Origin of the sequence: Orenia metallireducens, from assembly GCF_003001995.1 — a bacterium.
Classification (GTDB): Bacteria; Bacillota; Halanaerobiia; order Halobacteroidales; family Halobacteroidaceae; genus Orenia; species Orenia metallireducens_B.
On the sequence record NZ_PVNB01000005.1, the window covers coordinates 18101 to 43513 of the forward strand.

24 protein-coding genes and 1 pseudogene are annotated in these 25413 nt (G+C 32.7%); 3 read left to right on the forward strand and 22 right to left on the reverse strand.

Annotated elements, in window-relative coordinates; genetic code table 11:
* Positions 1–32 precede the first annotated feature (32 nt).
* From BX659_RS04725 to BX659_RS04745, 5 genes are all read right to left on the reverse strand, one after another.
* Positions 33–563 carry a phosphatase PAP2 family protein gene (locus BX659_RS04725; RefSeq protein WP_106231677.1) on the reverse strand — a complete coding sequence of 177 codons (531 nt, stop codon included), beginning with the start codon at positions 561–563 and terminating at the stop codon, positions 33–35.
* Between the two features lie 666 nt (positions 564–1229).
* Complete coding sequence (locus tag BX659_RS04730; protein WP_097016672.1) at positions 1230–1754, reverse strand: phosphatase PAP2 family protein; 525 nt, start codon at positions 1752–1754, stop codon at positions 1230–1232.
* A gap of 223 nt (positions 1755–1977) precedes the next feature.
* Complete coding sequence (locus BX659_RS04735) at positions 1978–2406, reverse strand: C40 family peptidase (RefSeq protein ID WP_097016673.1); 429 nt, start codon at positions 2404–2406, stop codon at positions 1978–1980.
* A gap of 316 nt (positions 2407–2722) precedes the next feature.
* Positions 2723–3385 carry a stage II sporulation protein R gene (gene spoIIR, locus BX659_RS04740; RefSeq protein WP_106231679.1) on the reverse strand — a complete coding sequence of 221 codons (663 nt, stop codon included), beginning with the start codon at positions 3383–3385 and terminating at the stop codon, positions 2723–2725.
* Positions 3382–4164, reverse strand: coding sequence for a SigB/SigF/SigG family RNA polymerase sigma factor (locus BX659_RS04745; RefSeq protein WP_097016675.1), 783 nt, complete (start codon positions 4162–4164; stop codon positions 3382–3384). The genes spoIIR and BX659_RS04745 overlap by 4 nt, the downstream gene beginning before the upstream one ends.
* 229 nt (positions 4165–4393) lie before the next feature.
* Here BX659_RS04745 and BX659_RS04750 point away from each other — a divergent pair, with 229 nt between their 5' ends.
* The gene (locus BX659_RS04750) at positions 4394–5488 is read left to right on the forward strand and encodes a GerAB/ArcD/ProY family transporter (RefSeq protein ID WP_106231681.1); all 1095 of its coding nucleotides are present in this window, start codon (positions 4394–4396) and stop codon (positions 5486–5488) included.
* Positions 5489–5799: 311 nt separating this feature from the next.
* Here BX659_RS04750 and BX659_RS04755 read toward each other — a convergent pair whose 3' ends face one another.
* The 6 genes from BX659_RS04755 to BX659_RS04780 form a co-directional block, all read right to left on the reverse strand.
* Entirely contained in the window at positions 5800–6033 is a 234-nt protein-coding gene (locus BX659_RS04755) for a hypothetical protein (RefSeq protein WP_097016677.1), read from the reverse strand.
* A 12-nt stretch (positions 6034–6045) separates the two neighbouring features.
* The gene (locus tag BX659_RS04760; RefSeq protein WP_106231683.1) at positions 6046–7257 is read right to left on the reverse strand and encodes a Ger(x)C family spore germination protein; all 1212 of its coding nucleotides are present in this window, start codon (positions 7255–7257) and stop codon (positions 6046–6048) included.
* Positions 7250–8884, reverse strand: coding sequence for a spore germination protein (locus BX659_RS04765; protein ID WP_106231685.1), 1635 nt, complete (start codon positions 8882–8884; stop codon positions 7250–7252). Before BX659_RS04765 ends, BX659_RS04760 begins: the two co-directional genes overlap by 8 nt.
* A gap of 118 nt (positions 8885–9002) precedes the next feature.
* Positions 9003–10121, reverse strand: a complete 1119-nt coding sequence (locus BX659_RS04770; RefSeq protein ID WP_097016680.1) for a GerAB/ArcD/ProY family transporter — start codon at positions 10119–10121, stop codon at positions 9003–9005.
* On the reverse strand, positions 10114–11184 hold the full coding sequence (locus tag BX659_RS04775; RefSeq protein WP_097016681.1) for a GerAB/ArcD/ProY family transporter: 1071 nt from the start codon (positions 11182–11184) through the stop codon (positions 10114–10116). Before BX659_RS04775 ends, BX659_RS04770 begins: the two co-directional genes overlap by 8 nt.
* 172 nt (positions 11185–11356) lie before the next feature.
* Positions 11357–12430: a GerAB/ArcD/ProY family transporter gene (locus BX659_RS04780; RefSeq protein WP_097016682.1), complete on the reverse strand. Its 1074-nt coding sequence runs from the start codon at positions 12428–12430 to the stop codon at positions 11357–11359.
* Between the two features lie 434 nt (positions 12431–12864).
* On the opposite strand from BX659_RS04780, the gene BX659_RS04785 reads away from it, so the two are divergent.
* The gene (locus BX659_RS04785) at positions 12865–13353 is read left to right on the forward strand and encodes a ferritin family protein (protein WP_097016683.1); all 489 of its coding nucleotides are present in this window, start codon (positions 12865–12867) and stop codon (positions 13351–13353) included.
* Between the two features lie 26 nt (positions 13354–13379).
* Here BX659_RS04785 and BX659_RS04790 read toward each other — a convergent pair whose 3' ends face one another.
* Positions 13380–13919, reverse strand: a complete 540-nt coding sequence (locus BX659_RS04790) for a carboxymuconolactone decarboxylase family protein (protein ID WP_097016684.1) — start codon at positions 13917–13919, stop codon at positions 13380–13382.
* Between the two features lie 368 nt (positions 13920–14287).
* Between BX659_RS04790 and BX659_RS04795 the strand changes: the two genes are divergently transcribed.
* Positions 14288–15376 (forward strand): GerAB/ArcD/ProY family transporter, encoded by a 1089-nt coding sequence (locus BX659_RS04795; protein ID WP_097016685.1) that lies wholly within the window; start codon positions 14288–14290, stop codon positions 15374–15376.
* Between the two features lie 27 nt (positions 15377–15403).
* Here the strand turns inward: BX659_RS04795 and BX659_RS19380 are convergent.
* From BX659_RS19380 to BX659_RS04845, 10 genes and pseudogenes are all read right to left on the reverse strand, one after another.
* Positions 15404–15598 (reverse strand): annotated as a pseudogene (locus tag BX659_RS19380) (cold-shock protein); the annotation flags it as partial.
* A 234-nt stretch (positions 15599–15832) separates the two neighbouring features.
* Positions 15833–16159, reverse strand: a complete 327-nt coding sequence (locus tag BX659_RS04805) for a DUF4870 domain-containing protein (RefSeq protein ID WP_097016687.1) — start codon at positions 16157–16159, stop codon at positions 15833–15835.
* A 68-nt stretch (positions 16160–16227) separates the two neighbouring features.
* Positions 16228–17490: an HD domain-containing protein gene (locus tag BX659_RS04810; RefSeq protein ID WP_097016688.1), complete on the reverse strand. Its 1263-nt coding sequence runs from the start codon at positions 17488–17490 to the stop codon at positions 16228–16230.
* Between the two features lie 303 nt (positions 17491–17793).
* Complete coding sequence (locus tag BX659_RS04815) at positions 17794–18555, reverse strand: ABC transporter permease (protein WP_097016689.1); 762 nt, start codon at positions 18553–18555, stop codon at positions 17794–17796.
* Complete coding sequence (locus BX659_RS04820) at positions 18548–19471, reverse strand: ABC transporter ATP-binding protein (protein ID WP_097016690.1); 924 nt, start codon at positions 19469–19471, stop codon at positions 18548–18550. Before BX659_RS04820 ends, BX659_RS04815 begins: the two co-directional genes overlap by 8 nt.
* A 393-nt stretch (positions 19472–19864) precedes the next feature.
* Positions 19865–20920, reverse strand: coding sequence for a GerAB/ArcD/ProY family transporter (locus tag BX659_RS04825; RefSeq protein ID WP_097016691.1), 1056 nt, complete (start codon positions 20918–20920; stop codon positions 19865–19867).
* Between the two features lie 185 nt (positions 20921–21105).
* Positions 21106–22356, reverse strand: coding sequence for an NAD(P)/FAD-dependent oxidoreductase (locus tag BX659_RS04830; RefSeq protein WP_097016692.1), 1251 nt, complete (start codon positions 22354–22356; stop codon positions 21106–21108).
* Entirely contained in the window at positions 22353–22802 is a 450-nt protein-coding gene (locus tag BX659_RS04835; RefSeq protein WP_097016693.1) for a 4Fe-4S dicluster domain-containing protein, read from the reverse strand. Before BX659_RS04835 ends, BX659_RS04830 begins: the two co-directional genes overlap by 4 nt.
* A gap of 87 nt (positions 22803–22889) precedes the next feature.
* Positions 22890–24800: an anaerobic carbon-monoxide dehydrogenase catalytic subunit gene (cooS, locus tag BX659_RS04840; protein WP_097016694.1), complete on the reverse strand. Its 1911-nt coding sequence runs from the start codon at positions 24798–24800 to the stop codon at positions 22890–22892.
* A 121-nt stretch (positions 24801–24921) separates the two neighbouring features.
* Positions 24922–25338: an RrF2 family transcriptional regulator gene (locus BX659_RS04845; protein ID WP_097016695.1), complete on the reverse strand. Its 417-nt coding sequence runs from the start codon at positions 25336–25338 to the stop codon at positions 24922–24924.
* Positions 25339–25413 lie beyond the last annotated feature (75 nt).

A 25413-nucleotide genomic window follows, 5' to 3' on the forward strand; every position in this document is an offset into this window, starting at 1 on the left:
CTCCCTTAAATAACTTTATTCATAATTATCCCTTATAAACTCAATAGTAAGTGTATTATAGAGGAAAATAATATACTGATAATTATTCCAACAATTACATCAGAAGGATAATGTACTCCCAAATATATTCTTGATACCCCTACCAACAGAGCAAGAGACAGAAATAAAACACTGAAAAAAGGAAAATAAAAGCTTAAAGTAATTGCTAGAGAGAAACTAGCAGTCGTGTGTCCAGAAGGAAAGGAATACTCTTCAAAGGGTATATCTAATACTTCAATCTCTTCAAGTAACCTATAAGGACGTAAGCGATTGGTAATTCTCTTAATAATATAAACTAATAAATGACTACTTGATAGTACTAACAGTGCTTCATATCCAACATTATCAAGCTCTCTATTGCCAAAAATAACAAATAAACAAGGTAAAAGAATTGTAAAGACCGCCCCACCTAAATGAGTTATCTGAGACATAAAATAATCTAAAAAAGCTGATCTCTTTTTAGTATAAATAAAATCAAATAATTGCAAGTCCATTGTCAACAATTGATTTGTTAATCGATTCATAAAGCTACCTCCTTAATAAGGTAAATATTCTTAATAATATTATACTAATAAAGTATTAAAGGGTTGTTAATTTTAAATTAATTAAACGTAAAATCCATTTGTGAATTTATGGTATTATAGAGGTGATACAAATTAACAAGTAACAAGTAATTAGAAAAGGGCTTTAATTGCTAATAATTATCCTTACTCTCTTAATATTTCCATTGTGTGATACATCTATTATTTAATCCAATAAATTTATCTAATACTTTATAATGATATTGCGACACTTTCGTGTGATTTTACAGTGTACGGTGTACAGTTGACAGTTAGTTAAGGTCTTTAAAGGTGAAAAGAATTATTGTTTGAACGGAGCAAAAATTGAGATTAAATTTAGAGTATAATTAAGTTTTAATTAAAGAAATAATAATTGATAATATTTATTACTTTGATTGCGTAGTGAGTTTAAATTCTTTTCTAGACTTTTTGCTTACTTTTGGGGTAATGCCAAAAGTAAGGCGCCCTTAGGCGCAACCTAAGAAATTTGTCTACTTTTTAAAAGTAAAAGTGTCGCAATATCCCCATTAATTCTCACTTTAAGTTTCTATAAAAACAATATAAACAACAAAAAACTAGCTATCAGCTGATAGCTAGTTTTTTATAAGATTTATTAAATTTTAAATTGAGCTAAAGTAAAATGAGAGCCCAGTTAGAAAAATAGATTCCAATTAAAGCACCTATAATTATATCAGAAGGATAATGAACCCCTATATAAGCCCTTGAAATTCCAACTATACCTGCAACAGCTTGACTAACAGGATATAGACTTGGAAAGTTGGCTCCGCAAACAATTGCTAACGAAAAAGCAGCTGTTGTATGACCAGAAGGGAAAGAATGTTCACCAAAGGGTGGTTTCTTAAAGTTTACCTCCTCTAATGCCAAATAGGGACGAGTTCTACTGACAAGATGCTTAACAAGCTGTACTACTATTCCGCTGCTAAATAGCGCAATTAAAGATTGCCACCCCATATCACGAAATCTATCTTGACCAGATAAGACCAACAAAAGGGTAAAGGTAATAGTAAATAAAGCTCCTCCTAAGTGGGTTATCTTAGGCATAAACCAATCTAGAAGTCCACATTTAATTTTACGATTGAGTAGATAGAAGAGTTGAACATCTCTATTTATAATTGATTGTAATAAATTACCCATATTTTCGACTCCTTTTCTTCCTATTTATATCAAGATTAATATAAACATTATATTATATTTTATAACTGCTCTCAACAATTTTATCTATACTAATATATTATGAGTATAAGTATAAAGTTAAGTATGAGTCGAGTTAAGATTAGTTTTAGCCTTAATCTAATTACACTTTTAACTCCTAAATTCATTCTCCAGTTCAAATAATTTATTTATATAATATAGTAGATTATTCAGTTAGCCTCCTTGCTCCTGCAAACTTCTTTCGCCAAAATCTATTAAAACGGCTTACTTCTACATTCCTTCTTTGTAAAATATGAATAAATTCATGATCATTAATCATAATTCCTGAATGGGTCACAACTCCATCTAATAATTCAAAGTAGACTAAATCTAAAGTCTGCAATTGCTCAAAATCAATTGCTTCTCCTATATTTAAAATACCTTTTAAATAACGATCTGGGTCTTCTTTATACCATTCTTCAGAGATATATGAACCATCATCTGATGGTATTTCAATTCCAAACTCTCTATATACCGATATTAGTAAGCCTAAACAGTCTAAACCAGTCAAAGACCTGCCGTTATGCTTATAAGGTATATTCCTATATTTATTAACTATCTCTTCTACCTTCTTATCTATATCTTCCTCCTTCATGAATCCACCTCCCTCTTATCATTTTCCCAATTGATAACAGTTATACTGCTGAAAATAGATTATCTAGAGATTATAAATTGTACTAAAAGCTTATAATCTGCCAAACTCAACTTTGTCCAGTTGATTAATTCATCTAGGGTTCTGCAACAAAATCAGTCACTTCATTAAGATTCACTTTGACCACTGGATAAGTTCATCTAAAACTCTGCGACAAAATCAGTCGCTTCGTCAAGATTCACTTTATAACATCATATGTAATAAATAGCAATTGGTGAAAAGTTTATTTGATTATTAGAAGGTGTGAGAAACACATTATTTATTTTCCAAAAGAGAATATCTTAGCCAATTTTAAATTCTTCTTAATCAATTCAGGATTCTTCTTAAGATAATCTAAAAATTTCAATCTAAACTCAACTTCTACCTCTGTATCTTCTCCCATATTAGAACTATTGGCTTTAGCTTCCATTAATTTAGGAGACTTATTATTTACTGAGTCAACAGAATCTACAAAGCATAAAGGTGGAAATAAGACACACCACCAATTAGCCCCATTACCATCTCCTAAAATCACCCTTACTGCTTGATAATTACCTTCAGGTAAGGTTACACTACCATAAGTTCTCGTTGGAAAGTATGTTTCTTCTACTTTAATTGCTACCTTATAATCCTTACCTCTTCTGCTAAGTTCTTCATTTACTACTTCTGTTAAATAATCAATATTAGCTTCCATTATACTACTAGCATCAGTTACATCTTTAACATCAGTGAGAAGCTTTTTAGTTGATTCAATAACTTTGTTTCTAATCAATCTCTTTAATGCTTGATCAGCTAAAGTGTTACTATTTGCAATAACATGTAATCTTAATAAGTTATCAGGGGTATAATCTCTTGGCTCTAGTACAAAAGCTGTTTTACTCCCTAGTATTGATAATGTAAGTAAGGTAACTGCAATAATTAATATGAATCTTACTCTTTTCATTTTGCTTCCTCCTTTAATTCAATCTCATTTCTTAATTTCTCTAGAGCCTTCTTTTGAATCCGAGAGACCTGAGCTTGAGATACACCAATTCTTTGAGCAACTTCTGCTTGTGTCTGCCCCTGAAAGAACCTTAAATTAATGATAAATCTCTCTCTAGCAGATAAGACAGCAAAGGCATCTTTGATATTAATCTCTTCTGTCCAGTCTAGCCCTCCATTATCACTTAATTGGTCCATGATTCTCAATTGATCACCTTCATCCTCAAAGATTGGGGTAAAGATAGAGATAGGATTCTTGGTCGCTTCTAAAGCATAAACTATATCCGCCCTAGGAATATCAATTATTTTTGAAATCTCATCCAAACTAGGTTCTTTTCCAGTCTTTTTACGTAACTTATCCCTTGTTCTTAAAGCTCGATAGGCCAATTGCCTTAATGAACGGCTTACCCTAACTTCACGATTATCCCTAATATAACGTTTAATCTCCCCTAAAATCATCGGTACAGCATAAGTAGAGAACCTAACTCCTTTACTTATTTTAAAATTATCAACAGCCTTGACTAGCCCAATACACCCTATTTGAAATAGATCATCTATTGGATGGCTACTATTTCTAAACCTTTGTAATACACTTAAGACCAATCTTAAATTACCATTAACTATTTCTGTTCTTGCTTCTATATCCCCATTATTAACTTTATTAAATAACTCCATCATCTCTTTATTTGATAAGACAGGTAACTGTGAAGTATTAACCCCAGTTAGCTTTACCTTTTCCATATTATCACTCCCATTTTATACCATATTTTCTTAGTACTAGCATTGACACGAATAACAGGAGTTATACATATAAATTTTAATTTTTTTATTCTTAATATTATATAGCTATAGACCTTAAATGAATGAGAAACAAGATCAAAAGTAATTATTATTTGAATACTTAGGTATAAAATTCTTATAAATACAAAAAATAACCTATAATAACTAGATATATCTGTGGAGTGATTATATGAAAAAGATCTCCAATTTACAACTCTTTATTTTAGTAGTTAATTTTCTACTTGGCAGTGCTATCCTATTTCCTCTCGGAATTAAGGCTAAACAGGACTCTTATCTGGTCATGGTTTTTGCCCTACCTTTAGGAATCATTTTGGCAATGATATATATCAAGATAAATTCTATAGATCCTCAAAAAAATCTAATTGAAATAAACAAAGAGATATTTGGTAGATATTTAGGATGGCTAGTAGGTATGATTTATTCTTCCTTCTTTCTTTACATAAGTATTAGAAATATTAGAGATTTTGCAGGACAGCTCAACCACTTTCTAGTTACACAAGCAAGTCTAAAGTCACTTACTCTATTAGCTATTATCTTAATTATATACTGTATCTATTATAATATTGAAATGATAGCAAGAGTTACCACCTTTACTCTTGTAATAGGCTTATTACTCTTAACACCTAGTACTATTTACTTATTATTCTTCAGTGCTGACCTTACAACTCTACAACCAGTTTTAGCTAAAGGATTGACTCCAATTTGGAAGGAGATATATCCAGGAATTCTTGCCTTCCCCCTTGCTGAGTTAATAATTTTTCCTATGGTCTTTTCTAAAGTCAATAATTATAAAAATATTAAGAGATACTTTATCAGAGCAATTAGCTTATCCTTTTTGATATTAACTATAAATACTGTTACTATCGTCTCAGTTCTTGGTATAACATTAGCTGAGAATGTAAGTTATCCTTTAGTTAGAAGTGGACAGATAGTCAGTGGAAATCTATTAAAATTGGACTTTTTTATCGCCTTAAGCACCACCTTAATCTTATTTGAAAAGATCAAACTTTTAATGTATGGTGCTGTAAAGGGATTTTCAATTCTTTTTAATTTATCTTATAAAAGATTGTCCATTATATTACCCATCATAGCAGGCTATCTATCAATTATTATCGCTCCTGGTCGGGTACAGCATCTAGAATTTGGCTTAGGTCCCTCCCTCTGGATTAATATAGGAATTGGAATTTATCTACCGATAATTAGTTTATTGGTCTATTATCTGAAGAGATTGTTTGTAAAAAATAAGAAAAGTGATGATGGCTAATGGGGATAGTGCGACACTTTTAAAACTCCCCCCCTCCTAGCCTCCCCTACGAGTTTTTAAAAGACCAAAAACTCTTCGTGGAATCTCAATTTTTAAATGTCCCCCTTAAAAGGGGAGGGATAAAAAAGGTTCTTGAAGTCCTCTCCTTTTAAGGAAGAGGATTTAGGAAATTTATTGCGAAGTGGTCGTTAGACCCGAAAAGAGGGTGGTTGTTATATACTTAATCACACTAACACCCAAAGTGTCGCAATATCTCTATATTATCTCATTATATACATAAAAAGAGTTGAGGAATTTTTCCTCAACTCTTTTTATGCTAATAATTGATTAAAGATATACTCATAAAGTGGTTTAAATAAATTTGATAATATTAAAATGGGATTAGGTAGTGACAGCTCCAGAAGTACCCCATAACTATATAAGATCCCTATCGACATTAATAAAGTATATACAAATAATTCTTTCCATTCCTTCTGCTTGACCAGACCTTTAACTTGAAAATAAATTAAAACTATAAAGAACAAAGTTAAAGTTATTATCTTCATCTCTTTACTCCCTTATTGAGGTTTAGTGATTGGCTGTGAGATCATTCCTAATCGTTTGACAATAATCTCTACTTTAATATCTGTCACTACTGTAGGAAAGATTTGATCCCAATCATCCTTGATCTCTTCCCATTTCTTAGGATAGCTCCGATAGATAGCATTCCCATAGCCAAAGATATCAGCATTATATTCCTGTTGAGCCGTCTTTAAAGTTGTCTCAATGTACTTTTTAACCTCTTTAGCTAAATCCTTCTGTAGTAACTCAATATCCTCGCTCTTGGTAAGATCTAACTTAGTAATTGCCTCAGTGATTGCTACATCTGTCTTAACCTCTAATTTAAAACTTACCTTCCCATTCTTAAATTCTGGCTTTAACTTAGATTTATTGCTCAATATCTCTGCTGAGAACTTTTCCTTTTCCTTAGAATACTCTACAATAGCCCCACCTTCAATTTCATCCGCTATAAATAGATAACCCTTAGACTCTACTCTATCAAGCCAGCCCTTAAGTTTACCATCCTTTAAAACAGCCGCCCCTGATAAAGCAATTACATCCCTTAAATCAACAGGAACATCTTTTACTAAATCTAGCTGTTCATAAGTTCCCTCTGGTGCTAGCTGAGGACGGTGATTGGTTAATCTACCAGTAATCTCATCAAAGTCATCATCAGCTAATCTAATTAACATATCTTTTAAATTAATAGAATAAGACTCTGACCAATCTGTTTTGTTATTCTCAATTAAACCTTGAATCTCAGAAGGAAGACTTCCTTCAAAGCGTGGATTAGACTCCAAAGTCTCCCTAATAGGATATTCAGAGATTAAAACCCAGCTATTATATCTAATCTCTTTATTTCTAGCAAAAAAATCGATTATATCCTTTAAACCCTTTTTAGCTGCTTGCTCACCAATAATTATCAAATTACTATGAAACCAGACCAGTTTTTTAGAGACTCTAGATCTTAAATTCTTACTGGCTCTCATTAAAGTTTTTCCAGTAGCAGTAGCATTCCAAAGTTGAATATTTGAACCACCCATTCCACCACCTGCTCTACTAGGAACAATTACCTGTACCATAATTTCATACTTCTGCTGCTTTGGGTCCCAGTCAACAGCAGTTAGACCAACAATCCCTAATTCGTCCATCTCCCTCTTGCCAGCACAAGCAGTTAGGTTGACTACTAATAGTAATAATAGTAATAAACTGATAGACCTTCTATTCATCTTCATCATCCCCTTTAGCTGGTGAAGGCTTAACATTAGAGGCAATCCTTTGATTATCATCTTTAACCAGATAAGATGGGCGACTATTCTTAAACCACTCTGGAACTTTAATAAAGGAATCCTTTAAAGCTTCCCAATCTACCGGAGTAATTGGTGATAAATAGGGTACACCAAAGGTTCTTAGACTACATAAGTGGATTAACAAGGCTAAGACAGCAAAGGTAATCCCAAACATTCCCCAGCTAGCTGCTAAAAACATTACTCCAAAACGAATTAACCTCACACCTAGAGCAAAACTATAGGCTGGAATCATAAAGGAGGCAATACCTGTAAGTGCCACCACAATAACCATGGCCTGAGAGACCAATCCCGCCTGAACTGCTGCTTCCCCCACGACTAAGGCTCCTACGATACTGACTGCTTGCCCAACGGTCTTGGGCAATCTTATACCTGCTTCACGCAAGAATTCAAAGGCAATTTCCATAATTAATGCTTCTACTAAGGCAGGGAAGGGAACCCCAGCTCTTGAAGCAACAATACTTAAGAGTAATTTAGTAGGAATCATCTCCTGATGAAAAGTGGTAATAGCAATATAGACAGATGGACCTAGTAAAGCAACTAAAAAAGCTACAAACCTTAACATTCTTACAAATGAGGAGAAAAAGAATCTCTGATAATAGTCCTCATTTGCCTGTAGGAAATGGACAAAGACACTAGGCATAACAAGTACAAAAGGAGTACCATCAACAAATATACTTACCCTACCTTCATTTAAAGATGAAGCAACTCCATCAGGGCGTTCTGTATTAGATATTTGGGGAAAGGGAGAGAAGGGATCATCCTCAATTAGCTGCTCTATAATACCACTTTCATTAACTATATCTATATCTATCCGCTTGACCCTATTTAACACCTCATCTATTAAATCCTGAGGAGCAATCCCTTCAATATAAGCAACGGTAATATCGGTCTTGCTAACCCTACCTAATCTAAAGCTCTCAAACTTCAGATCAGGGGTCTTAATTCTTCCTCTTACTAAAGATAAATTGATATCTATGCTCTCTACAAACCCTTCTCTAGGTCCCCTTACAACACTTTCAGTCTCAGGCTCAGCTACATTTCTAACTTCACGGGTTGGAATCGGTATAGAAATCGCCTCATCATAACCATCTATTAACAATACCGCATGTCCACATAACATATCATCTATTATTGTAGTAAACTCATCTCTTCTCTCTATAGTCCCCATAGTCAATAGTCTATCTTCTATTAAATCAATTAAATTTGAGTAACTTCTTGATAATTTTAAATCTTGATTTCTACTAACAATCATCAATTCTCTTAAGATAGTATCATTAATAAAACCTTTATTTACTATCCCTTGAACATATACCAAAGTAGCCTTGACCTCTTCATCACCTAACTTAAATTTTCTAGTATTAAAATCACTTGCTTTACTGAATAAAGCCTCAAGATAAACTAAGTTTTTCTCAAGGCTACTATATACTTTTAAATTATTAATATCTATGTCATTGAGATACTTCTCTTCTAATCTTTCTAAAACTTCTTCTTCATCCTTTCTTTTCTTTTCTTCTATTGTTAAAGGTCTTTTCATCTTCTTACTCATTGATTATCCCATCCTTTTTATGTATAGAGAAGTTAATATTTATTTAGTTACAAACTATAAGGTTATTGTGTACAACTAATAGCTCATTTATTAATTGATCTCATTCTATTTAAATCATCTATGGATTAAACTTAACATTATTTTTAAATAGATAAGCTCCAATTAATAAGAGAAGAAAAGGGACTTCTAAAACAAATATAAAGATTGTTATAATATATATAAATAAAGTCTTTAAATAATGAATATCAGTTTGAAAATAGCCTAAAGAGACTGTAAATATCATAAATGGTAAAATTAGACTCCTATAACTACTTAACTTAAACCATTCCTTGATTAAATATAAAGATGTGAAGTAATAAAATCCTACCTTAATCATTGTTGCCATAATCCAAGCCACAAAAACAGTTACATCCAATCCAGTAATAGATAATGTACTCAATGTATAAAAAGGATATTCTATGATACTGCCTAACTGACTCCCAAATATCGTAATAGTAGTGGCTAATAAGACTGAAATAATAACCATGCTGGTTAAATTACCTAATAGGCTAATCTTAAGCACCTTAGCCTTGTCTTTAAAAAAAGGTTTATATACTAAAAATAGATTAGGAATTATTAAAAACCAATGTAATGGTAATAAACTACCTCTGGCTATTTGTTTAAAATCTAGTACTATAGGTTGTAACCTGGCAAAGTCGATTAAATCATAGTTAGTTGAGATAATAATAAAAATTGAAAATAACATAATAAATATTCCAAAACCATTTACCCGCATAATTGTTTCTATCCCTTTATAAGATAAATAACCTGCAATCAAAGCATTAGCAATCCAAATTCCCATTGCCCCTTTAGTCGGCATTACAAATTCTACAAATCCAACACTCTCGTATATTATTAAGATAGTTAATTCTATATTTAGCATGATAAAAGGGATTAAAATCAGTCTTCCCAGTATCTTTCCAAAAATATCTATACAATCTTGGACAAGGCTTTGATTAGAAAATTGGCAGCTTAATTTAAAAACTATATAATGTATAGCCAGAATGAGAAGACTGGCAAAAATAATTGAAATCCAAGCCGCTCTCCCAGCAGACATAATCATTTCACTTGGCACAAGCAATATAATAGTTGTTAAGATTACATTTAATGACAATAGAAAGGCCTGTTTATTACTTATCTTTTTTGTTGACATTATATCACCTAATATAAATTTAGTATTGTGTATCCATCTACCCATTCCTCCTACCCACTAAAGCATATGCCAGTATTAATAATAAAATAGTAGGTAAACTAACAGTTAATAAAGCACCAATAACAAAGTATTTAGTATCTGAACCAGGTAGACGAATATCGGTACTGTACACTGTTAAGGCAAGAATAGAGAACGTAAAGGGAATCACTATCTTCCTATAATCCTTTAACTCAAACAAATTGGCAATCAATTTGACAGCTGCAAAGTTAAATATCCCAATCTTTAAGATATTACCTAAAATCCAAATTACAAAGGTAATAGTCTCTACACCTGCCAATGATAAATCACTTAGATTATGAAAGGAGAAATTCAAAGTAACAGCTAATTCTTTACCAAAAGTAGCAACTAATAGGATTACTAAGATACTGACTACTATCTGAATTATTAGATTTGATAGTCCAATAGCCTTAATTGCTCCTCTTTTCTTACTAAAATAAGGCTTTAATACTATTAGGATAACTGAATGATAAAAGAATAACCTTGCTGGATATAATCCTCCAGCGATAACCTTCTTAAAGCTAAAGATTAAAGGTTTTAAGTTATCTAAGTTTATAGTTATAACTAAGGGAGTCGTTAGTATAATAATAACTATACCAACTAATAAGATAAAGCTTCCAATAGTATTGCTTCTGGCAATAGTTTCAATACCACTATAGGATAAGTATCCTACTAAAATACTAATAGCAATCCACAGACCAACTCCAGACGCCTTCTCCATCACAAATTGAATATACCCAGTACTAAAGACCAATAGAAAGAGATTGGTAATGATTAAAACAGCAATATATGGTAGTAAAATTACCTTACCTAATATTTTTCCAAATATCTCTTTACTATCATCAACAATGCTCTTATTAGAAAAATTACAGCCTAAAGTTAAGAATAGATGATTTAATGACCCCATAAATGTACCTGCCACTATTATAGGTGCCCAAGCAAGACCACCACAGGCTTCAATCACAATATTTGGAGCAGTCATCACGATAGTAGGTAAAATAACTGCTATTCCTATCCAGAAGGCTTCAAAACTGCTTATTTTTTCACTCATTTTATCACCCAACTATAAGATGTTATTTTAACCTATTGTGCTAGTTGAGCTTCAATATTGGTAATAACTATTAATAGGTAGATTACAACACTTTTACTTTTTAAAAGTTCCTCTCTCTTGGGAGGGGGAGAAGAATTAAAATTCAAAAGTGTCGCATTATCCTTATAATGTATCATTTTTTACCAATCTTCAAGCTCATCCAATATCCTATACTCACTAGAAATACTGTCGGCAGACTAATGACCGTCAAAAATCCTATAATAGCATACTTAATCTGTAATTCAGGTACAGGCATCTGAGTACCATAAAGGGTTAATCCTAAAATTAAAATAGAGAAAGGTATTATTATCTTCCTATAATCTCTAATACCAAACCAATCTCTGATTAATTTAAGGGATACAAAGTGGAAGATAGACATCTTTAGAACATTACCTAAGACCCAAATTATAAACATAATAACCTCTACCCCTCTTAAAGTTAAAGTACTTAAAATATAAAAAGGATATTGTATTATTTTAATCAAGTCAACCCCTAATAAACCTATAAAGACTACTATCAAAGTAGTTATAGCTAATTGATTAATTAAATTAGCTATGTTTACTGCTTTAATTGCCCTCTTCTGATTGCTAAAGAAATCCTTAAGCTGAATTACTATAATAGAATGGTACAAGAATAATCTGGCTGGATAAATACTTCCTGCAAATATACCCTTGAAGTTAAATACAAAGGGCTTTAAATTGTCAAAATCTATCCCTTGATTAGTGAAAATCGAACCTGTAATTATAATAAAGCCAATTAATAGAATAAAAATAGCGACAGCACTAACCCTCCCTATTACCTCAATCCCCTTATAAGATAATAATACAAGCAGTATCATCATTCCAATCCAGAAGAAGCTTAGAGGGGTACGGGGCATGATGACCTCGATATCACCAGTACTCTGATATAATAGATATAAATTGGTTATTGTAATTGCAAATATATAAGGAATAGTAATTATCCTTCCCAAAATCGGACCAAAGATGTTTTGGACATCCTCTATAACTCCTTTATCAGAGAACTTACATCCTAATGTTAGAAAGATATAATTTACTAAACCTATAATAGTTCCAGCCACTATGATAGATACCCAACCCATCTGTCCAGCTTGAGTAACAACAAAGTTTGGTATCCCAACAACAGCAGTTGGTAGTATTAGCCCTACTGATATCCAAAATAGTTGAAAGCTACTTGTTTTCTGCTCCATTTAATCACCTATTATTAAAATAATATTTATTAATAACTTTGGCTATTTGCTTAATAATTATTAAAAATACTATTATAAGAGATAATTCTCAACAATATAAAATTTATTTTGCTTACTTTTAATTTAAACAACTATCTCAAACTTATAGCCTTTATTCTTAGTAATTAAAGCTATTTTTATCCAAAATAGAACATATAATTTCAAATTTTAGCTATATTAGTAACAATAGATTCAAGAGATATTACAATACTTTAAATATAAATTTGAGATTAATTTTAAGCTTGAATAAATCATAAAATATTCTTTTAGCACTCTACTTGGGCTTAGCTAAATCTATTCCCTAGCAAAGTAAAATTATTTGAATTGTGCTACTTTAATGCTATGATTGCTAAACCTATCAAAACTTAGTATTATATAAAGAGGAGGTGTTTGATATGTCAACCCAATTTAATGCTTTAGAGATATTAAAGATTGCTATGAATGTTGAAAAACAAGGGGAGATATTCTACAGAAGATGTGTAGAGGTCAACTCTGAACCAGAGGTGAAGGCAGTTTTTAAAGAATTGCAAGAGGATGAACAAGAGCACTACCAATACTTTAAAAGATTATTAGAAGTCTTTGACGAAGAGGATAAAAGTATCACTAGAGACTACCTCTATGACCAAGAGGTTAACCAATACTTACGCGCTTTGGTCGATACTAAGGTATTTCCTGATGATGAAGAGGTTACTGATGATATCGCTCACAATCTACTTGAGGCGATCGAGGTCGGTATTAAGGCTGAAAAGAACTCTCTGCTACTTTATAGTGAATTATTGGAGATGGAGACCGATGATCAGACCCTTGATGCTTTAGAAAAGCTAATAATTGAAGAGAAACGCCATTTAATTAAGTTAGAGGTATTAAAGAGTACTATCTCATAATGAAAAAGATTAACCTCTAACTGAGGTTAATCTTTTTCTATATTTAATATTGCTGTAACACGATTTAATCCTGAAAATAAATCGATTACTGCTACCAACTCCAATAGTTCCTCTTCTTGTAAAGCCAGCTCTTCAAAATCATCATCAGCCAGCTCCCAGAAATTATTGGTGGCTTTATCTACAAACTCTAAGATTCTAGCTTCTATCTCAGTTAATAACTGATAATCACCTTCTCTAACCTGTTCTAATACTTCTGGTGGATAACCCACCTGCATCAGCCCATTGTAGTGAGCATTGATACAGTATTCAGCATTATTTAAGATAGATACTCGTAAAGCTACCAACTTCTTTACCTTTGCTGGCAGCTTTTCATCCTTCATAATGGACTGCATTCGATTCCAAGTTGACCTTAAGATTTGAGGCTTATGAGCTAAAGTCTTAAAGAGGTTAGGGATACTCCCCTTCTGCTGCTTAATATCTAAAAGAACATCCTTAACTATTCCAGTCGACTCTTCTAACTCAATTCTCTTAACCTTATCCTTGACTATAGTGATTGAATTAGCCATCTTTCCACCTCCTATATATATATCTTCCACTATATATAGGATTTTCATTCAATAAGCTATTTGATTTATCAAATTAAATCTATGTTTAATATTATTACTTTATACACAAAATAAGACAAATGTCAGGTTAGCATCAATAAAATTCATTCTAAACTTAGAAAAAATATAGATAAAAACTTTAAAATAAAAAAATAGAATGATAATGCTATGGTTTGGCTGTCTGGAATCAGAAATCAGTTATAAACATTGGTTCCAGATTCCTGATTCCCGACACGAAAGTGTCGCAATATACTCATTAAGTTTCATTTTAAATTCAAATACCTATAATAACTTATTGACTCATTTAATAATTAAGAAGGGGCTCATATATGAAATTTATCAATGATAATCAATTATTTGCTATAATGCTTACCTTTGTAATAGGTAACTCAACTATCTACCCTATGGGCATAGAAGCTAAACAAGATGCTTGGATTGCTGTATTACTGGCATTATTAATGGGAATTATCTTAGTTAAAATCTATCTACAAATACAAGCTAGTTTTCCCAATAAAAACTTAATTGAAATAATAGAAGTACTCTTAGGAAGATTTATCACAGTCCCCTTGGGTTTACTTTATACCTGCTATTTTCTCTATATCTCTTTATTGAATCTATTTGATATTAGTATTTTTTTAAATTCACGCTTATTAGAAGATGCTTCACTATCAGCAACTCAAATAATGATTTTAATGATTATTTTCTACCTTCTCTTTTTGGGAATTGAGACTATGGCTAGATTCACAGAGGTAATTACATACTTCTTAATCATCCCACTAGTTATAATTGGAATCTTCTTGATAATCGGTTCTGGGGAATTGAATTTCGATAATTTAAAGCCAATATTAAGTCAGGGATTAAAACCTATCATTAAAGTTTCCTTCTCTCAGCTTTTAACCTTTCCTTTTGGGGATATGATAACTTTTTTAATGGTTTGGCATTATCTTAAATCTAGAGATTATCTCAATGAAATCTCTTTTACTAGTACTATTATAGGAGGAATATTAGTCTGCTTATCAGTGATTAATATGATAGCTATTTTAGGGGTCCAATTAACTAAGCATACCACTATTCCTATTATGAGTATCAGCACTATTATAGATTTAGGCGAAATAATCCATGGAATGGATCCTCTAGTAGCAATTATTCTCTTTATCACTGGAATTATTAAGTTAGCATTCACCTGTTATGCTTCTGTATTATCATTCATAACTACCTTTAAGATAAAAAAAAGAAAGCTTGTTCTTATTTTCTTTATTTTAACTTTGATTCTAATTGCTAATAACTCTTTTAACCCAGTCAGCTTTCTGATTTTTCTCAAAGACTCACCAGAAAATTATATTCAACTTATCTTTGAATTAGCCATTCCAATTATACTCTTATTAATCTGTTACAAAAAAAAGAAAAAGAGTGTCTAGGAAAAAACCTAAGCACTCTTTTAAGATTTATAACTTAACTACATTCTGAGCTTGTAGTCCTTTGTCAGTTTTCTCAATAGAGAATTCTACACTCTCACCCTCTTCAAGGTTTCTAAATCCATCCTCTTTGATTGCAGAGAAATGAACAAATACATCATCTCCACTTTCTCTTTCAATAAATCCGAACCCTTTCTCACTATTAAACCATTTTACTTTACCATCAAATCTTTCTCCAGCATCTTCTACTGTTACTTTAGTAGTCCTTTTAGCTTGAGATTTTCTTGCTTCCTTTTTAGCTTCTTTATTAACTTTTTCTACTCTACTATCATCAACAACTCCTGCTTTGGCAAATGCTTCGCCTAAGTTCAACATAGAGATCCCCTCCAAAAACCTTTTATTTTATATATGCTCTAATTATGATAACATTCTCAAATCCCATTGTCAAATTTACTAGCACTACATTCTCCTAGCCCATTTACCTGTAATTGGATAAGAAAAGTCATAATCATTCCATACTTTCACAACGGCAACAATAGCTGCAATAATCGATAGAGGACCAATTACTGCTAAAAAAGCAAAGCCAATAAGCACAAAAGTTAAAACTGCACTGATTACCGTAGCCACCACCATCAGCCCTTGAAAGAATAATGCTTCTTTAGCTTGAATCTTAACAAAAGAGTCTTCACTTAAGAAGAATATCAGTAATGGAGCCAAAATCGGTGCTCCAAATAAAATTCCTATATGAGCAATAGTAGCCAAAATCTTCTGATCTGAAGTTAACATTATCCCACTCCTTTCTAACAATATAATCAATTATATTATATTCAAGTTTTATTTAAAAGGTTATTTTATTAATACCCTAATATCTCACGAATCTCTTTATACTCTCTTCCTTGATCCTCTAAGATAAGCTCCCTTGGATAGTAAAGATTATACATGACCTCTCTTTTACCTGCTATAGCCTTCACTGGATCTGACAGCTGAGAGAGCTCTTTTATACTTCCGCTCTTACTCTGCAAATAGATTGGATTCTTGCTATGCTCATCCTCTGGCTGATAGTAATCATAAGGAATATGATAGGGATGATCTATAACTAAGTAATATTTAGGGTTGATTCCTACCTTCTCAAATAATGGTACTAACCTTTCGTATAATCCATCCTTATCTTCACATTCGATTCTCTTTAAGAGTCTGCGGTCTAAGATTCTAGAGCTTAAATCAGCTAAGATCGGATCAGAACAATCTCTCCATTCTTGAAAGAGTGTCAAGATTAAAGAATCATCTAATTTTAAATAATCTGCTATATTTATCTTCCCTTTTAGCACATTTCTCAGACTCTCTGGTAGATAAAAGTCAAACCCTTTTTCGAAGAGATCAAGCACTCTTTCAAATATCTTCTTTAAAATTATCTCTCCACTACGGTTGGTCGGATGGAAATAGACCTGCCAATACATAGCATAACGTGCTAGGATATAAGCTTCAATAGAGTGCATCCCTGCTTCTCTAAATAGAATCTGCCCTTCAGTAGGCTTCATTACCCTAATAATTCTATCTAAATCAAAATCCCCATAAATAACCCCAGTTGCTTTAGAGTCCCGTAATAGATAGTCCATCCGATCAGCATCAATCTGGCTTGAAACTAGACTAACTATCAGCTTATTAGGATGCTTCCCATCTAAGACCTGTACTACCTCATCAGCAAAATCAGGACTAACCTCTGATAATATCCTATTGACTTCACTATCAGCAGCTATAATTCTCTTGCTCCACAGCTCATGGTTACCACCAAAGACACTCTCTAAGGAGTGGGAGAAAGGGCCATGACCTATATCATGTAATAAAGCAGTAACCTTGCATAATAACTCTTCTTTCTTAGATAATACTAACTCTCCTTTACGGGCTAGCTTTGATAGAATCTTTCTCATCACCTCATAAGTTCCTAAAGAGTGAGCAAATCTACTATGCTCAGCACCATGATAGGTTACATAAGCTATACCAAGCTGTTTAATTCTTCTTAACCGCTGCATCTCCTTACTATCAATTAAGTCTAAAATCACTTGGTCATAGACATATACAAAGTTATGTACTGGATCTTTAAAGACCTTTTCTTTCAAATTATCAACCTCCTTTAGCTCTAAGTTAGCTATCTATCTATCTATGAATTCCAGTTTAAATATAATACTATGTGGGTATATTGCAATAGTTTTGCTACTAGCTTATAGCTACTGGTTATTAGCTAAGACCTTAAAAGCTAAAGGCTAGAAGCCAGCAGCGGATTTATCACAAAGGGCTTGTTTTTAGCCCTGAAGGAGTAGCTAATAAAAAAGTGTCGTAATCTCTCTATATAATTTCATTTAATAATCCAAAATATCAATAAAGATAGCTGATAATTTTATCAGCTATCTTATTGATTCACTTTAACTTTTAACCTTATAGCCGATTTTGAATAGATAAGTAACTAATAGCAATAATCCTACAGCTAGTCCCCCAATTATCACCAATGAGAAGCTAGGATTGACATCAGACTGACCTATAAAGGCATATCTAGTAGCATCTACCATATAGAAGACTGGATTGAATAAGGAAACCTTACTCCAAATACCAGGTAGCCCTTTGACAGAATAGAATACTCCACTTAAAAAGGTTAAGGGTGTGATAAAGAAATTCGAGAAGATTGAGACATGGTCAAACTTCTCAGCCCATAAGCCTGCAATAATTCCTAACAAGGAAAATATAGAAGAGACTAAAAAAGCAAACAAGAGTGCCAATAAAGGGTGGACAATCTCTCCTCCATAAAATAGGATAGACACCAAATAGATTACACTTCCTACTAGCATACCTCTGACAATTCCACCGATCATAAAACCTAAAGTAAGTTCAATATAGGAGAAAGGAGCTAATAAGAAGTCAACAATATTGCCATTATACTTCGCCCCAATCAAGGATGATGATGTGTTGGCAAAGGAATTTTGAATCAAGCTCATCATAATCAAGCCAGGAACGATAAAACTAATATAAGGGATTCCATATCCCACAACTTCTCTGCTCTTAAAAGAGTAAGAAAAGATAATCAAATATAATCCAGTTGAGATTAAAGGAGCAAAGATAGTCTGAATAGCAACCTTAGAAAACCTAGATACCTCTCTTTTAACAAGACTATAAAAGGTAATACTATTCATCTCTATCACCTCCTAAATTAGTCAATTTGATAAAGACATCTTCTAGTTTTGCACTCTCAATATTCATATCAACAATATGTAAGTCTAAATTATTAATAAATTTGAGCAGATCATTTAAATCATTCTTGCTTGCCTCTATCTCAATTCGATTCTCCTCTTCATCTATTTTACAGCTTGTTCCTTCTAATTTTTCAGCCAGTCCAATAACTGAGTCAGCAAATTTAACACTAACCACCTTTTTGTCAATAGAATTGATTAAGTTTTCTTTAGTATCAATTTTTACTATCTCACCTTTATTCATAATTGCAATCCGATCACATAAGGTCTCTGCCTCTTCTAAGTAATGAGTAGTTAGAATAATCGTCTTTCCCTGACTATTTAACTTAATAACATAATCCCACAAACTATTTCTCAACTCTACATCTACCCCTGCTGTGGGCTCATCTAAGACGATTATCTCTGGGTTATGGACTAAGGCTTTAGCAATTAATAGCCTTCTTTTCATCCCACCAGATAATTGGCGTGGTCCTATCTCCGCTTTATCAGTCAGATCTAACGCCTTTAGAAGTTCATTAATCTTCTCATCATTATTCTTGATTCCAAAGTAGCCAGATTGAATCTCAAGGGTCTCTCTGACATTAAAATAAGGGTCAAAAGTAACCTCTTGAGGAACAATTCCTAAAGACTTCTTAGTTTCTCTATAATTAGAGATAATATCCTTGCCTAAAACAGTAATTCTCCCAAAATCCTTATTAACTAAACCTCCCAAAATTCCAATCAAGGTACTCTTTCCAGCTCCATTAGGTCCTAATAAGCCAAAAAATTCCCCTCGATTAATCGTTAAATTGATATCTTTTAATGCTTCTAAATCTCCATACTTCTTATTAATATTTTGAATTTCAATAGCAACTGACATCCGCAACCTCCTCCTTTATTAATATAATAACTCTTCAAAGTAAAATAATCAAAAATTTAATTTAATTTCAATGTAAAATATTAAGTTAATCTATATATATGAAGAATTTAATTTTTTCATAATAAATTTAGAGATTAAAAAGATTATAAGAATTTAAAATCAAAAAATCTATTAGACGCAGATTTACACAGACTAAAAGAAAACTAAAATATAAAAAAATAAAATTATTAAAAGTTTTAAGTCAGAATTTAATCAGATTTTAGTTTGCGTCAGAAAAAGGTTTTGATTTATATCTTTTATGAAAATCATTAATTCAATCTATATAGTTTAGCTAGGTAGAAAAATAAAGAGGGGGATTATGAGAAAAATAACAGGGTTATCAGAGGTCTTGGACTAATTTTTACTTGATAGCAAATAACCTATACTTATTATTAATAAAATAGGAATTTGAATCACTAAATATCCTACTACATAATAATTAGTATTAAGAAATTTAATTATAGGGACTTGACTTTTAAAGATAGATATCGCTAATATCATAATAGAAAAGGGAATAATTATTTTCTTCCATCTATTTAATTCAAACCATTCAGCTATACTTTTGATACTAATAAAATAATATAATGAAATTTTTACGATATTTCCAGAAATCCAAGCTACAAAAATAATAACACCTAAGCCCTCTATAATTAATGTGCCTAGACTATAAAAAGGATAACTTAATATAGAAAGTAAATTAATATCAAAAACCAAAATACAGATAACAATTAAAATAGTGATCAATAATTGACTGAATAGACTCCCTAATAGACTTGATTTAATCGCTTTATTATTATCCTTAAAGAAAGGTTTAAGAAATAATAAAACGATGGAGGGTAATATAAACCAACTAAAAGCATAAATACTACCTTTAAATATCTGATTAAAATCTATAAGTATAGATTTTAATCTATCTTCATAGTTTGGATAGTTTAATAACATAACAATTAAAATCACCATAATCAATAATGATGATGTTAATAAAGCAACTCGTGCTATATTCTCTATCCCAGCATAGACAAAATAGACAATTAATAATGTAATTCCTATCCAAATACCGATAATAAAGCTTCGAGGCATAAAAAATTCAATAAACTCAATAAGCTGATTTAATAAGGTAGTGGTATCATAAATTATCATAGAGAGATAAGGAAAAATTATTATTCTTCCTAATAATGGTCCAAAGATATCTTTAACATCTTCAACTATACTTTTATTGGAAAAACCACAGCCTAATTTTAATATAATATATTGTAACACTAACCCTACAATTCCAGCAACTATAACAGTAATCCATGCTGTCTCTTGGGCAAGACCAACTTCAACTGCAGGAACCCATAGAATAATTGTTGGTATAATAATTGCTATTACTAAGCAAAAAATTTGCTCTGAACTAATCTTTTCTTTCATCCAAGAACCTCTCCTAGCAATCAATTTAAATAATCTAGTTAAATAAAGGAGAAATACAGACTAACTTTCTGTTTCTTTCTGATAATTAACTATCTTATAATTTGAGATATCCTTAGTTTATTCAAACTATGTTACTATTATCCAATACAAGTAAAAAAAGACCTCGAAAGCTTCGAGGTCTAAACTCAATAACTAAAAACTCCATCCTTATTCTCTTTAAAGAAGTCAGCATAGCTTAGATTGAAGAGATTATCTAATCTATCATTTAGGTCTATTCTATCTTTAATCAACCTGCCATAAACACCAGAACCATCAATCTCTCCTTGGAAGATTGCTCCCTTTAATTTATTACCTTCTAGAATCAACTTTTGATAATTATCCTTATCCTCTATAAACAAAATCTGATAGCTATCATCTTCAACCTCAATTAAACCATAAGTAATAGTTGATAAACCTAAAAATCTCATTGAATTTTGATAAGCAAAATTATCACTAAGCTTGGTACTAATACCTGCCATATTAGAAGCAGCTACCTCTCCTTGCTTAGTAGCTAAAGGCCAAATCGGAGTTAAAGTTAACTCATTACTAAATAACTCCTGAGATTGAGCTACATCACCAGCTGCATAAATATCCTCTAGATTAGTCTGCTGATGCTTATTCACTACTATTCCTTGATCTACTTCTATATCTGTTTCTTTGATTAAATCTATATTAGGTCTAATACCTGTAGCTACTACAATTAACTCTCCAGCTATTATCCTATCATCGGCCAACTCCAACCCTACAACAGAATTATTATCATCAACCAAGACCTTCTTAGCCCTAGCACCAATAACTATCTCAATTCCCTTCTCTTCAAACCTAGTTTGGTATCTAGAAGCTGCTTTAGCATCTAACTGTAATGGTAAGATTCTATCTGCCATCTCAACAATAGTTACTTTAACTCCTAGCTCAGCCAATCCTATCGCTGCATCTACTCCTACCAGTCCTGCCCCAATAACTATCGCTTGTTGGATCTCTTCTGCTTTCTCTTTAATCTCTAGAGCATCATCTAAATTCCTTAAACCATAAATACCTTCAGTTTCATCTAAATTGTTAATAGGTGGGAAAAAGGAGCTTGCTCCTGTAGCTAATAATAACTTATCATAAGCAACATTTTCTCCATCTTCTAAGAGAAGTAATTTTTGCTTAGGTAGAACAGAAGTAACAGACTTTCCTTTAAGCCAATTAATCTTATTCTCTGTAAAAAAGTACTTTGGGGTAAAGTCTAATTGCTCTACATCTCTCTGCCCACCAATTAGATAATGGAGCATACAGCGAGAGTAGACCTTAGTATCCTTAGAGATGATAGTTATCTCACTATCATCATCCAACTCCCTTAGCTTCTTAGCAGCACTAATTCCTGCTGCACTAGCACCTACAATTACATATTTCATACTCTTCCCTCCCCTACTTCAATTAATTCTATTGCTCCCATAGGACAGTTTTCAACACAGGCTGTTTCTTCCTTATCCTTACATAAATCACACTTAAAAGCCACATTAGTTTGAGTATCCTTCTTAATCATTCCATAGGAACAGCTCATTACACACATCCAACAACCAGCACATCTATCCTGATCTAAGGAGACAATTCCACTCTCTTTATCCTTAGTTAAAGCACCAGACATACAGGCTTCAACACATTCTGGATCATCACAATGGCGACAGAAAAGTGGAGATAGTTCCCCCTGATTACTCTGTTTAACTAAATTAGCACTTTGATTAGTAGTATCTGATAAATTTAGACTATCAATATCAGTATTATTACTTTTAGCCATACAAGCTAACACACAGCCTTTACAGGCTTCACATAGATCACGATCAATATATATTCTCTTCATAAGATTATAAAGTCCCTCCTTTAACTTAGTGAAAATTCAGACTTTTTTAATAAGACCTGTGATTTATCACAGGTCTTACTCTTAAAACTAAGCTGGACGTTGACACTCATCTTCATTTTCCAATCCTAGATTAGTTCTTCTATCTAAAATAATCTCTTCTAACTTATCAGCACTACTCTCAATTTCAGTGTCTATAATCAACTGACCTCCAGTAATTTCAGGTAAGCTCTTAGTTAGAGTATCGACTATAATCTCACTTCCTGTGACAAATGGAGGTAAAGCTAAGTGTAATGGTAATCCTAGTGCCAATCCAAAGGCACCATCAGCTAAGGCCTGCTCCTCTAACCATTGAGGAGCTGATAATACTGCTGGAAGTTGTGGTAAATCAACATCCAATGCTTTAGCTAACTCCACAGCAACCTGCTCTACCCGACCAATTGATAAACAAGGTCCAAAGTTCAATACAGGAGGTATGCCTAACTCTTCACAGACCTCTCTTAAATTATCTCCTGCTAAACTAGCAGCACTAGGAGAGACCAATCCACAATTCTCTAAGCCTCCTGTTGTACAACCAGCTGATAAGACTAAGATATCACGCTTGATTAGCTCCTTAGTCAATCCTACTGAGAAGACATCATGTCCTTTGGCTGTCAAGTTAGAACATCCTACTACAGCAGCTACACCTTTGATCTTACCACTAGCAATTAAATCAATTAATGCTTTGTAATTTCCTCCTAAGAACTTACGTAATGACTTCTCACTAACACCAGTTACTACATCATCATAACCATGATCCTTTGGAATATCAATCTCAACCTGGCTACGGCGATTCTGATAGCTCTCTACTGCTGCTTTAATCAGCTTATCAGTAATTTCAGGTGCTTTAGCTGGATCAAACTTAATCATCTCCGCACTAGCTTTCTTAGCCACATCATCAATTGCAATCATCTTGACATCATACTCTTGAGCTACTAACTCTAAACCTGGAATAGTACAGTTAAATTCTGATACTATCAAGTCAATACCACCAGTAGCTACTAAAGCCTCACTAGTATAGTTATTACCAGCATGACCTGCAAAGACATCCTTGTAATGTGCCCCACGTAGTTGCAAATCTTGACCTACACAGGTTGAACCAACTATCTTAAATCCTTTTGCTCCAGCCTCTTGAGCCAGCTTAGTAGCTTCTTTTGTCACTAAAGCATCCTGTAAATGGGCAATCATTGTATGCTGATGACCTGTTATTACAATATTGATATAATCTTCATCTACAACCTTGAACCCAACCTTATCTTGAGTTATTTCTGGCTCCCCTAACATTACATCATTAAGCAAATTAGTCATATGTAGTCCATACAATCCTGTAGAGATTCCTAAGTTAAGCACATGCATTAACATATCCACTGGATCACTAGATAGGTTAGTGCTAGTCTTCACAAGGGCATCAAAAACTTCTGATTTAGCTCCCCCTGGCATAATATCTAGCTCTTTCCACTTCTTAAGCCTTGGTTCATAAGCCAGTTTCTCTACTAACTCCATCTTCTGATAACGAGGCTTATATAGATCAGCCAATACCTTCTCGGCTACTTGAACTGCTTTATCATTTACATCTTCAGCCTCAACTTCAAAAAGCTCAGCCAATTCATCTAACATCTCTAACCCCTTTAACTCTGTAGCATAATTACCTAGACCTGCTTCTCTTAAATTATTAGCTGTATTCTCAACTACATGAAGATAACAGGCTGCTCCTGCAGCTACATTTCTTAGGAAATTGCGAGATACAATCGTATCAGCATCGGCACCACAGACTCCTCTTGGTGATTTAGGAGTAATACGACAAGGTCCATTAGAGCAGAGACGACAACAAACACCCTTCTTTCCAAAACCACATTTCACAGATTGCTTAGGTTCACGATTGAATGAAGTCTCCAAATCTGGCTTACTATCCAAAAAGTCACATAACCTACAATCAGCAGAAGTACATCTTTCTTTAACCACTATAAATCCCCCTTATAACTATACTGTTTTTGTATACTTTTAGTTAAAAATAAAATCCGAATTTCAAATATACCTTTTCGGTATACTTTTAAACAGAATATTTAGCCAATAGCCTAAACTATTAGCTCTTCAATAAATCTGCAAAGCTATACTCATCTAACTTGCTAACAATTGTCTGTTGGACATCAAATAAAGCTCCATGAATTTTGCATGTTCTACATGAACTACCATTTATCTTATTACACTCAGCAGGATCGATCAAGCAACGATTGACTACAATCGGTCCATCTACTGCCTCTATTACATCTCTTAAGGTTATCTTAGCTGGGTCTAATGCTAAAGCATAGCCACCATTTTTGCCACGATAAGATTCAATAATCCTAGTTTGAGCCAACTCCCTAAAGATCTTTAAGAGAAATCTTTTTGGAATCTTCTCATCTTCACAGATAGTCTGTGCATCTACTATAGTTCCTTCTCCTTGCCTTGCTAAATATAATACAGCACGTAAGGCATAATCTGCTGCCTGACTTAGTCTCATTTAATTACCTCATTTCTTAATCATAGAGCAACTTACTGACAATTAAATTATACCAATCCGGTATACTTATGTCAA